The sequence below is a fragment of the Paenibacillus sp. J22TS3 genome (genome assembly GCF_018403205.1).
GTDB classification, from domain to species: Bacteria; Bacillota; Bacilli; order Paenibacillales; family Paenibacillaceae; genus Fontibacillus; species Fontibacillus tuaregi.
Genome location: NZ_BOSF01000005.1, coordinates 322,395 through 334,621, shown reverse-complemented (window position 1 = coordinate 334,621; position 12,227 = coordinate 322,395). Strand labels below are relative to the sequence as shown.

The following is a 12,227-nucleotide window of genomic DNA, read 5'->3' as shown; positions in this document are numbered from 1 at the left end:
TTCAGATTTTAAACTAAAACAGCGCGCGCCGAGGGGGATCGGTGCGCGCTGGCTGATTTACTCTGTTATATCTTCCAATTCGTTAGAAAAGTTAGGAACCAATCGAACCAGTTTATCTGGCGTTCCGTCTCCATTCTTGTCGCCATTATTGCTGGTCACGAAGTAAAGCGAACCGTCCGGTGCTTCAACGATATCACGAATCCGGCCGTATTTATTCACATATAAGTAACTGAGATCATTGCTGCTAATTGTCGGTTTGCCGTTCTTCTCTCCAATAGCCATGCGAATGATCTGTTTGCCTTTTAAATTAGTAACCAGAAGATCACCTGCCCACGGCCCTTGAGTCACAAAGGTAATGCCCGAAGGCGCCCAGGTTGTGCCGCTTGCATAAATGAGAGGAGGCGTGATGCCTGGCTGATTCTGGTTTCCGCCCTCATATTTAGGCCAACCATAATTGTTGCCCGGTTCGATGAAGTTAATTTCGTCCTTGGAAGCCTCACCATGCTCTGATTCAAAGAGACGGTTGGTTCCAGGCTGCCATGCTAATCCTTGCGGGTTCCGATGTCCACGGCTGTAGATCGGGGAGGAGGAACCGAACGGGTTGTCGTTTGGAATGGTGCCATCCAGGTTCAAGCGGAATATTTTCCCGCCGAGATAAGACAAAGTGTCATCTTTGTTTCCGTAGTTTCCGTCAGCAAAGTACAGCTTCTTGTCTGGACCAATTTTCAGACGGCCGCCATTGTGATAGACCGCACCCGGAAGATTAGTAATAAGAACCTTGTCTATCGTCGCTTTGTTGTTATTTTCAATCAGACGAACAACCCGGTTAGCTACTTTATTGTCAGATGTTTTGTAGGAATGATAGATGTAGATATAATGATTGGTGGCGAAATTAGGATCAAGTGCCAATCCTAGCAGTCCGCCCTCGCTCTTAGGCATATAATAGAAAGGATCACCCAGAGTGATGACGGGTGTTGATTTCAATTTCCCATTCTCAACGACACGGACTCTGCCACTATTGCGTTCAGTGAAGAAAATACGTCCATCGGGTGCGAAATCGATAGCCCATGGCACTTCTAGGTTGTTTGCGACAACCTCTGGGGTATAAGGATCAGAAGAGGTGGGGTTCGTTTTAACGGACAATGCTTTGCTTGCCCCGGACACGTTTCCTGCCAAGTCCCTGGCTTTCACGGTGAAACTGTAAGTGGTATTCGCCTTAAGTCCTGTCACATTGAAGGATGTGGCGGCTGTGCTGCCGGCCAAAGTATCGTTTCTATAAATGTCGTACTCGTAGACACCGACGTTATCCGTGGATGCCGTCCAGCTCAGATTAACGGAGGAGGACGTTTTGCTTGGGCTTGTTAATCCTGTAGGGGCAGTGGGAGCCTGTGTATCCGTTTGGTTTGTCGTTTTCACGGTTAGAGGGCTGCTGGAATTGGAGATATTGCCCGCTGTATCTCTGGCCTTGACCGTGAAATTGTATGTGGTATCCGGCTTTAGACCGGTAAACGTGTAGGTCGTAGCTTTTACATTTGCCTTCGCCAACTCGTTGTCTTTATAGACGTCGTAGTCTTTTACGCCAACATCATCCAGAGAAGCGGTCCAGGATATGCTGACTGAGGTATCTGTTACAGTGGTTGCTTGTAGGTTAGTCGGTTCGGTAGGCGGGAACACGTCTCCAGAAGCATTGACTTTCACCTTGTCAAAGGTGGCCGTGCTTAACTTAGATTCATTATGGCTGGATACAGCCAATCCCACATAGAGCGAGGAATTCATGTTAAGCGTCAAATTGCCCAAATCTCCCCAGTTCAAACCGTTGTTGGATACATAACCTTTGATGACGTTGCCTTTGCGTTCCAGCTTGATCCATGCTGGGCTCGTCGAAGCAATTTTCTCACTTTGCATCGTTCCGCCCGTCTCAGTGCGGTATTGGAATGTGAATCCGTTGGAAGGGGTTAACAGCAAATCGACATGTTTGGAATCCGCCTTCAGTGTTTCTCTAATCATGATGCCTGCCTTCGCGAAATCGTGAGAATTCGTCTGAGAAGAGACTAGGGCTACAATAGAACCGTCGCCCGTCCAAGGCTGATACACATAATTGAACTGGTCTGATTTGCCCCAGATGTCCTTGCCTGCTCCGCTTACCGTGAATTGATCGGCCGCTGGATCGTAGGAGGCGCTGCCTGTTACGGTAGGGGACCCGATATTTTGCTGTTTCCAAGGGCTCGGGATGGCTGCTGTTACCACGGCTTCTTCAGCTTCAGTCTGGATTTCAGTCTCTGTCTGGACTTCAGTTTCGGCAAAGCCTAACGCAGGAAATAAAGTGAGCAGCATACAGATGCAGAGACTTAAAGCCATTATTTTGCGTCTTGTAATCATCGCTACACTTCCTTTCAAGTTTTTTGGAACGACAAAAGGGTGGAGCTTTGGCAATGAACAAAATTCCCTCCTTTCCGAAAGTGAAAGTTAAACCGCTTATACTTTCGAACTCTACTTTACCATATATGAATAAAAAGGCTGTCGAAAGCTGAAGGATGAAATTAATTTTTTGAGGAGTTTTATTCATTAGAGAAGTTTGGAAGTTTTACGGGATGAACGTAATGAGATAGACTGGAATCAATAAATTTTGAAGGGGAGTGATCCTATGATTGACCACCCATCAGCAGTGGAGGTAGAGAGCGAAGAGAAGAATGTGCGCCGTCACTGGCTTGATTTCATGATCATCCCTTCAAAATTCGAAATTCCTCCGATTCCCGCAAGCTATGTCAAACGGCAGCGGCTGCATAAGAAGCTGAGGGGGGCGCTGAGGCGAAGGCTTACTCTCATTGAGGGGCCACCCGGGTCGGGGAAAACAACACTTGTCAGTGGATGGAAGGAAGAGGCACCGGCTGCACTCGCTTATATCACCCTTGAGGAGGCAGACAATCATCTGCTCAGGTTCTGGCTTCAGGTCATTGCTGCCATGGATCAGGCAGTGCCCGGAACTGACGAGGGCCTGACGATCCGGTTCATCGAGCATTTCGTGCAGCAGCCTTCCCGGGCATTGGCAGAGCTAAACGCCATGTGCGCCCAGCTGTCAGAGCCATTGATCCTCGTGATTGACGGATATCATACGATTGAAATCGCGGAAATCCATCTTATGCTGACAGATTGGCTTTATAGCTTGCCCGAGCAGCTTCATATTATATTAATTACCCATTCGGAGATTCCTCTCAAGCTGCCCAAACAACTGGTTTACAAAATAGGCTGGCCGGAACTGGCTTTTTCAGTGGGAGAAATAAAAAGGCTTTACCAAAAGCTGAATTGGCCGGCTGTTACCAGGGAGCAGGCACTCCAACTGCAGAAAGAGACAGAGGGCTGGGCACTTGGTCTGCATATGTTAAGTACGATTCCAAACTTCGGGAAGCAAGAGGGGGAAACTTCTCAAGCGAGCCTGGAAAATAGTATTTTAGATAAGAAAATGACGGTTTGCGGGCGTATGATGGACCAGTTAATGTCCAGGTTAGCGCCGGAGTCCGTCTCTTTTCTCATGCGAACGGTCGTGCCTGAACGCATCAATGAATCACTAATCAGGGATTTAACCGAAAGCCCGGATCCGGAGCAACTGCTGGCCGATTTGGAGAACGAAAAATTGTTATTCCAACGAATTCGCGAAGGCTCAGAGGTATGGTACAGATATCATCCGCTGATTGCTCAGAAACTTCGTAATCTTCTGCAGGAGCAGGATATACAGCAGTGGTGCTCCCTTCAACGGACAACGGGAACTTGGCTGGAGAATAACGGATTTCCCATGGAAGCCATGGAGCACTATATGCGGGGAGGCCACTATGATGAGGCAGGACGGCTGCTTGAGGTCCTGTTCAATCAGTTTATTCTTCGCGAAGCCTGGACACTCCGGCGTTTCTTTGCCAAAATTCCCGAAGAAACGATGCAAAAACGGCCGAAGCTGTATCTGTCGTCGCTCTTTTTTACCGTAGGTGAGCAAGGTCCACAGCGGACACTTGAGCAGCTGGATTCGGTCGAGTGGAAAATTGCTGCCGGTCAAGGGGAGCTTAGTGAGGCACAGCGGGCTTACGCCATGCGGGTGATCAAGGTGATGCGGGCCTATGTGTGTATTTTTAAACAGGATTTGCACGGGCTTGTGTTCCACTTAAATGATTATTTGGATCAGGGCTATTCACCCCAAGATGAAATATTCTCATATATTGATTATCAGCAACGTCATTATTCCCGGTTAAGAAGTTTCCCAGGGATAACGGGCCGCCTGCTTCCGGCGGAGCACTGTTTTGAGCCGATTATGAGGCGCTGGTCAAATATCCGTTCATATAACACCGGTTATTATGCAATTGGTTATGGGGAACTGATGTATGAGCACAATCGGATGAGAGAAGCGGAGGAAGCGGCCGCTCTTGCCCGTTCAATTGGGGAGGAGCTTGGAGCGGATGCATTAATTGTTCCCGCCGCGATTCTGCAGAGCCGAATTGCATTCAGCAGAAAGCAGCTGCAGTCTGCGCTGCAGATCCTCAGTGAAGTCCGTGCAGGTCTGAGTGACAAGGCCGCTCGGGAGTGGTCTCTTATATTGGATGCTTGTGAAACGAAGCTGCACCTGCAATCGCCCGCAGGAGATCCGGTAGCGGGGTTAAGATATCTTAGCTCTTATTCCAGCACGCTTATGGAAGACAGCACTTCTAATGAGCTGCTGGTATCGCTAGTTCTCGCACGGGCGCTGATCTTTAACTCACAGGATATGGAGTCCCGGCCTTTGTTGAAACGTATTCTAAAAATTGCTTCCGGGCAAGGCTTAATCATGGAACAGCTGGAAGCCTATGTGCTCCTGGCATTGCTCTACAGTAAACTGGGCAAAGACAGTTTGGCTGCCAGAACCTTCGGTAAGGCAGTTCAACTTTCGGCACGAGAGGGTCATCTTCGCACTTATCTCGATGAGGGAGCCGCGCTTCGTAAAGTAGCGGAACATTACCGTCAGTCTAGGCAAGCTTACAAAATGGAGGAAAGACAGGTATCGGTCCGATATATTGACCAAATTTTGTTCGCTTTTGAGGCTCAAGATGCGCCAACCGATAAGAAGACGGTTGCGGACCGCAATCCGCTCAGTGACATGGAGCGGCGAGTGCTGCTCGGTGTTTCGAAAAGATGGACCAGCAAGGAAATCGCCGGTTGGCTGGGGGTAAGCACCGGGACTGTGCATACTTATATTCAACGAATTTTCTCCAAGCTGGAAGTGAATAAACGCAAAGAGGCGGTTTTAAAGGCATACCGGTCAGGATGGCTCGATACGGAATGATGGGTATGTTGTGGTGTGAAATACTCCTAAAATTATAGACAAACCTTAAGTTGGATCAAGATTTATTAAGGATTTGTCTATAATTTTAGGGGGTTTTTTTGGTATATGAAAACAATTAACTTAAATATGAACTAAGAAAGGGAGGGAGAGAAGATCGATATTTAAAAGGATGGATAGTATGAAAGACCTAATTACTAGATTAAGTTTATTGGTGTTCAGCGTACTGGCTCTGTTAAGCCTTAACCTGGGGCCTGGAGGCAGAGTGATGGCCTTTTCCGACACGGAAAAGCATTGGGCCCGGCAAGAAATTACGGCTTGGTCAGGAAAGGGCTGGATTGAAGGGTACCCCGATCAGACTTTCAGGCCTGACAAGGTCATTACACGGGCTGAAACCGCGGTACTGATTAACCGGGCGCTGAACATTCCGAATGGTCAGGTTCTGCCATCCGTGGTTTATCACGACATGGTGCAAAACCGCTGGGATTGGGGTCCGCTTACAGCAGCGGTTGCTTCAGGATACATGCGTGGTTATGACGATGGCACAATGCGGGCTGACCAGCCGGTAAGCCGGCAGGAAATTGCTGTGATGCTGACGAGACTTGCACAGATCCAGAGCACGAAGGAGGCCAAGGCAGCTTCTTTCGTGGACCCTCTGCCTAACTGGAGCAGAGAAGCTATTGAGAATGCAGTGCGTGCAGGCTGGATGCTGGGTTATCCTGACGGGACCTTTGAGGCTGATCATCCGCTTACGCGGGCAGAGGCCCTGGTCATTCTTAGCCGGTTCAAGTTAGCGGAAGGAGCGGACGGTGAGGTACGCTACACCAAAAGCGGGATCTACGGCCCCGAGACAGGCCGCCGGTCCATTGATGGCAGCGTCATCGTGGATGGTGACGGAATCACCCTTCGGAACATAACGATTAACGGTGACCTAACGTTGTCCGAGCGAATCGGAGAAGGGGAGTCCTTGCTTCGCGGTGTTGTGGTTAAGGGCAAGGTTGCCGTACTCGGCGGAGGAGAAAACTCCATCCACCTTCAGGATACCGAGATTCACAATCTGACCGTTGGCAAAAAAGGCGGCGCCGTACGTGTGGTAGCGAAGGGGAGATCTGTTGTAGAGGAGGCACAGCTCCAGTCTTCCGCTGTATTGGAAGAGGAGCAATTAACGGGCCCGGGCTTCAAGCAAGTACTCATGACTAGCGATATGACAAGTAACAGTCTGCTGCGGCTTCGCGGACAATTCGATTCGCTGGCCGTTCAGTCTGCCGGCAGCCACATGAAGCTGGAGCGGGGAAGCATTAAGAGTCTGGATGTACTAGGGGATTCCAAGGACTCGGTTGTTAGCCTTGAAGCGGGATCACAAGTGGAGAAGGCAGGATTATCCGGCCCGGTGGCTTTCAACGGACAAGGAAAAATATTTTACGCCGAAATCCGCAATCCAGGGGTGCGTTTTGAACGCAGCCCGGACCGGGTAAGTTGTCTGGCTGGCATCAGCCATTCCCTGTGTGGTGTCCGTACAGAAAGTCCGACTCCGCCAACCAATTCTTCCGGTGGCAGCAGCCCGGGAAATGAAACCAAGCCTGCTGCAGTTACTGCTTTGGTCTACGAACCGATACAAATCGTGTTGACCAAACCGGGTGAGCAGGTCCAGGTGAAGCTTGAGGCCAAGTGGAGTGATGGCAGGACAACGGACGTAACCACCTCTGCGAAATGGTCTACTGATGACCCTGGTGTTGCTGTTGTGAGTGGAACAGGTCTTGTTAAGGAGAGCGGCGAGGGACAGACTTTCATTCGCGCGCTTTATGAAGGAGCTGCGGCTCAATTTCCAGTAACCGTGGCATACCAAACGACTCCGCCAACCGTAACCGAGCTGGTCTACGAGCCGAAGTCCATTTACCTAACCTCAATCGGCGGACAAGCGCAGCTTCAGCTGTCGGCGAAATGGAGCAATGGGAAATTCGAGGCGATCACTAGTGAAGCGAAATGGAGTTCATTGGATCCTAAGGTGGCAACGGTGAATAACGGTGGCTTGGTTGAAGCCGCTGGCGAAGGTATCACACAGATCGAAGCGGTCTACGAAGGTGTAACCGCAACAATTCCAGTGCACGTGTCGTTAGCAGGCGTGGTTGAGAATGCGGCCTCGGTAACGGCGTCAGTTAGTGCATCTGCCCCGGTCGTGGGAACGTCCAATTCGCTTACGCTAACCGTTCAGAAATCGGATGGAACGGTGGATACCAGCTTTAACGGTACGAAGCGGATAGCCTTGAGTCTAAGCGGGGCGGTAAGTGTGTCTTCGCATGGCTACGGATCCTTTAACACGGAGCCATTGCTGCGTCCTGATCTTGAAGCTGAGATTGTTTTTATAGGTGGAATTTCTACCTCTGAGCTTATCCTGTTCGTGGCCGATCCACAGACGATGACTTTCACCATAGAAGATGTGAAGGCTCCCAAGGCAAGTGTGGCTGTTACGCCGATCCCTGGGGAGGCAGTCCGAATCTTTGTGAAGCATATGATTACGGATGGAACAGCCCGTTCAGGCAAGCTTTTCTTAAATTTGGTTGTTGAATTGTTGGACCCGTACGATAATAGGGCAGCCACGACCAAGAGCGTGAAGGTGAAGGCTAAAAAACAAGGGACGGGCGGGCCTGACATTGAAGGTGTGAACGAGGCAGCTTCTGTCGAAGGCCAGGCGGTCTTCCGCGAATTGTATGGCCAGGGAACTGGGACGTTAAATCTGACGATTATGGCAGATGGATTGCCAGACATAGAGGCGGATCCGATTATGATCCGTGCCCCATTTCAGGGAAGCGGCAGTGCTGCCGATCCCTATCAAGTCAGCTCGGCAGAATTGCTGAATGAGGTCCGTTATTATCCAGACGCAGCATTCAGGCAGACGAATGATATTGATCTTTCATCTTACTCCGAAGGAGAAGGATGGGTCCCAATTGGGACGGGACGAATTGTTAACGGACAGTTAACTTATGATTCTTTTCGGGGGACCTATGATGGAGGCGGATTTGCCATTCGTCACTTAACGGGCAAAAATGAGCGCGGTTGGCTCGGATTGTTTGGCCACATCCAAGGATCTAAGTTAATTAATATTCATTTGAAGGATTTGCAGCTGGAAGGAACCTTTTATACCGGCGGTTTGGTTGGACAGGCTTGGTATAGCACCATATCAGACAGCAGTGTAGAAGGAAATATCAGTGGAACTTCGGTATTTGGGGGACTGGCCGGTTTCGTTAACGAAAGCGTGATTGAGCGATCTTCAGCAATAGTGCGCCTAAAGGCGACTCAGGCATCCTCCAGCCTGAAATTGTCGGTTGTCGGGTATATTGGTGGACTTCTTGGAGGAATGGATTACGCTGCCGTTAAAGATTCTTTTGCAGAGGGATCTTTAATTACAGACAATGAGGATTATAATTCCGGGGTTGGTGGATTAGTTGGGTTTCTTTCGGGACCGAGCAGGAATAACAAAGGAGTGATAGACGGTTCCTATGCCAATTTTGATATCCAAATGGAACGGGGGACCCGGGTAGGCGGATTAGTGGGGATGAATCACAGTAATACGCTATCCAATACGTACGCCAGGGGTAACATTAAAATTGAGGTACCGTCGTCTTCTATGAGTGGAGTAGGCGGGCTTGTTGGCGCACAAGTAAACGGCTTCACCAAAAACTCTTACGCAGCTGTTGCGATATCAACGGACCTCAATGAAGTTACCGGGGGCCTCACAGGTCTCTCGATGGATAATTCACAGTATGTTTCTTCCTACTATGACAGCCAAGTATCAAAGCAATCCGATACAGGGAAAGGAATCCCGCTGAGTACGAAGGATATGTGGAACAAAACAAGCTACGTAAATTGGGAATTTTATAAATCGTGGTTCATGAATGGAGATTGTGGCTATCCTTATTTGATCTGGCAGAAGAATGTTTCTGGTACAGCTTGCTTTCAAGTCAAGCTGCTTGAGGAAGAACCAAAAACCCAGGGAAAACTGTTTGAGCTGTTGATCACAGGAGCCAATGATGCATCCGGGGCACCATTAAACGGATTTCATATCGTTGAGGTCTTCCTAAGCACAAATCCCTCCAAGCCTATCATATCTACTCAAGTCGAGCGCTTTGAGAACGGAGTACGTAAAGTGACCTTGTCGGTTCCCGAATCCGGTAAAGTCAAGTTGATTGTTAAAATCCAAAATATTCAGGGATACCGTTCCCTGGATGTTGAACTTGGTCCGCACCCTTTCGATGGTGGAAAGGGGACGAAGGAGGATCCATTTTTAATCAGTACGGCAGAGCAGTTGGATCTGATCCGGGATTTTGCACGTTCCTCTTTTAAATTGACCAAGGACATCAACTTGGATGTGGCCCCCTACAATACAGGTTCAGGTTGGCGGCCGATTGACCATAGCCAAAATTTTCGGGGTGTGTTTGATGGGGATAACCATACCATCCGGGGATTGACGATCAATAACACGGACAACATTCCTACGGGCTTGTTCGGCAGGACACAAGGAGCGGATATCCGCAATTTGCATTTGACCCAGGTGAACATCAGGACGGGTGCACCGGATGCAGGGGGACTCGCAGGCAGCTTTTATTACGGTCAGATCGAAAACGTGTCTGTTCAAGGGTCAATCTCATCAACGGCTCACAATGTTGGCGGCCTAAGTGGATTAATGTATGGAAATGCCAAATCAGTAGCCATTGATATGGACTTAACTGGCTTGTATACCGTTGGAGGAGTATCCGGACTGCTGCAATCCGGCAGAACTATTGAAAGCGCATCTGTCAAAGGAAGCGTGCATGCATTTTCGAATGTCGCCGGGGGTATAGTCGGTAATACCATGCCTGACAGTGTCATCCTTAACAGTTATTCCACAGCCAAAGTTACATCCTTAAAGCAGGTTGGAGGAATTGTGGGCGCTGCGTATGGAACGATTCAGAAATGTTATGCGGCTGGCGTGATCGAGGGCTATTCTCTAACAGGAGGTATTTCCGGTCATTCGAATGGGGTAGTTACCGATTGCTACTTCAATATCAAGGCAACCAGCAGTAACACAGGTGGCGGCGAGCCGAAAACAACGGAAGAAATGCAGAAGCAGTCGACTTACTTAAACTGGGATTTTAACCAGGTATGGAAGATCGATGAAGGAAAGGGTTACCCGACGTTACAGGGGGCACTTTCTTAAAGATCAGGTTAGATAACTTAAGGGATTTGTTAAGAAATTGAATGAGAAAGAAGAAAGAACCACTGATGAGGGATAAGTCAGTGGTTCTTTTGGCTGGAGTGGCATCACAAGATGTTGGCAAGCCAAGCTTTCTAGTTTGTTCCAACCCCTAGCCATGACTAAGGACAATACTGCTAAAACAAATTTCATCACTTATAAGAGGATTTTATAGTAAAATGAAATTCGTGGAATTTATATTATAGAATAGAGTCGAGTGACTCTAGAGGATGGGGAGTTAATGAGCAAGTGAAAAAGTTATACGCAGCATGGTTTGGCAGCTATTGGAGCCCTTATCTGGTCATGGCCCTGGCAGGTATTCTCAGTGCAGTCTATTTCGGGATTACCAATACGGTATGGGCTGTAACCGGTGAATTTACCCGTCTGGGAGGCCATATCCTGGAGTTCTTCGGGGTAGATATATCTAACTGGGCATATTTCGGCCTTGTCCATATGAACGGAACGACCTGGACGCGGACCGACGGCTGGATCGTGTGGGGCATGTTCATCGGTGCCCTTGTTACGATTCTGCTTAGCAGCAATTTCAAGATCCGGATGCCGAGACAGAAGCGGCGGTATATCCAGGGATTTGCCGGCGGAATTATTGCTGGCTTCGGAGCTCGTCTGGCTCTCGGCTGCAATCTGGCAGCCTTTTTTACCGGAGTGCCTCAGTTCTCGCTTCATTCATGGATCTTTATCATTGCTACCGCTGCAGGTACTTTCCTGGGTGCGAAGCTGGTCAATACAAGATGGTGGAAGGGGAAGCCTGTCTTGACCAAGGGAGGGACCGTGCCGCAGGTGAAATCGGGTAAAAGCCGCCAGCCGATCATCGGGGCTGTTCTGGGGCTTGCCTACATCGGACTCATCGTATACTTCTATGCGAATGGCCGCACCATGCTCGGGACAGCGGCCCTGTTCGGAGCGGCATTCGGCATCCTGATCGAACGGGGGCAGATCTGCTTCACGTCCGCTTTCCGCGATCTTTGGATCAGCGGCCGGGCCACGATGACCAAAGCGATTGCGGTCGGGATGGCGGTCAGTTCGGTTGCTACACTGGTCATTATACTTGTATATGGTCTCGATCCGATTACCAAAATTGCCGCCCCAAGCACCCTTGTCGGTGGAATCCTGTTCGGGCTTGGAATCGTTATGGCTGGCGGCTGTGAGACCGGCATGATGTACCGGCTGATGGAAGGGCAGGTGGTTTTCCTGCCAGTGTTTATCGGTAACATCATTGGAGCTACTGCTTTGGCTTACGCTTGGGATCATCTGGGTGTATTTAACCTGCTGGTGAAGAGTGGCTCACCTATCAACCTGATTAAGGTTATGGGCCCGGCGGCTGCGCTAATTGTTACACTTCTTTTACTCGGAGCCGGATTCGCTATCGCTGCATATTGGCAAAAAAACTACCGCTTCGGCGTTGGATTTAAGAAAGGAGGTACAACCCATGTCCGTTGATTTAACATTGGATATCCGGGGTGAGTCTTGTCCTTATCCCGTTATCTATACACTTGAAACACTGCGTGATATGAAGAAAGGGCAGACCCTTCAAGTCATCTCGGATTGTCCGTCCGCTTTCCGGAATGTGCCGGAGGAAGTCGTGAAGCACGGCTACACGATGGCGCAGGAGCCTGTCAAAAACGGCCAGGAGTTCAGCTTGTTTATCCAGGTGTAATTAAATTGGCACATCTGGTATTT

Annotated in this window: 5 protein-coding genes; 4 read left to right on the top strand and 1 reads right to left on the bottom strand. The window is 49.3% G+C overall.

Translation table 11 applies throughout. The features are described 5' to 3' along the window. Window positions 1-57: 57 nt before the first annotated feature. Entirely contained in the window at window positions 58-2,379 is a 2,322-nt protein-coding gene (locus tag KJS63_RS17710) for a PQQ-dependent sugar dehydrogenase (protein WP_213620325.1), read from the bottom strand. Window positions 2,380-2,644: 265 nt separating this feature from the next. On the opposite strand from KJS63_RS17710, the gene KJS63_RS17705 reads away from it, so the two are divergent. The 4 genes from KJS63_RS17705 (at window position 2,645) to yedF (ending at window position 12,204) form a co-directional block, all read left to right on the top strand. Continuing rightward, window positions 2,645-5,302, top strand: coding sequence for a winged helix-turn-helix domain-containing protein (locus KJS63_RS17705; protein WP_213620324.1), 2,658 nt, complete (start codon window positions 2,645-2,647; stop codon window positions 5,300-5,302). A gap of 265 nt (window positions 5,303-5,567) precedes the next feature. Next, window positions 5,568-10,493, top strand: coding sequence for an S-layer homology domain-containing protein (locus KJS63_RS17700; RefSeq protein WP_213620323.1), 4,926 nt, complete (start codon window positions 5,568-5,570; stop codon window positions 10,491-10,493). A gap of 339 nt (window positions 10,494-10,832) precedes the next feature. Further along, window positions 10,833-11,987, top strand: a complete 1,155-nt coding sequence (yedE, locus tag KJS63_RS17695) for a selenium metabolism membrane protein YedE/FdhT (protein ID WP_374706297.1) — start codon at window positions 10,833-10,835, stop codon at window positions 11,985-11,987. Further along, a complete protein-coding gene (yedF, locus tag KJS63_RS17690) occupies window positions 11,977-12,204 on the top strand; it encodes a sulfurtransferase-like selenium metabolism protein YedF (RefSeq protein WP_068618206.1) in 228 nt (75 codons plus the stop codon). Before yedE ends, yedF begins: the two co-directional genes overlap by 11 nt. The last annotated feature ends 23 nt before the right edge of the window (window positions 12,205-12,227 follow it).

What these genes read in the sequence shown, in the direction of transcription:
- KJS63_RS17710 (WP_213620325.1), bottom strand. Translation starts at nt 2,379, where the DNA reads ATGATTACAAGACGCAAAATAATGGCTTTAAGTCTCTGCATCTGTATG.
- KJS63_RS17705 (WP_213620324.1), top strand. Translation starts at nt 2,645, where the DNA reads ATGATTGACCACCCATCAGCAGTGGAGGTAGAGAGCGAAGAGAAGAAT.
- KJS63_RS17700 (WP_213620323.1), top strand. Translation starts at nt 5,568, where the DNA reads ATGGCCTTTTCCGACACGGAAAAGCATTGGGCCCGGCAAGAAATTACG.
- yedE (WP_374706297.1), top strand. Translation starts at nt 10,833, where the DNA reads ATGGCCCTGGCAGGTATTCTCAGTGCAGTCTATTTCGGGATTACCAAT.
- yedF (WP_068618206.1), top strand. Translation starts at nt 11,977, where the DNA reads ATGTCCGTTGATTTAACATTGGATATCCGGGGTGAGTCTTGTCCTTAT.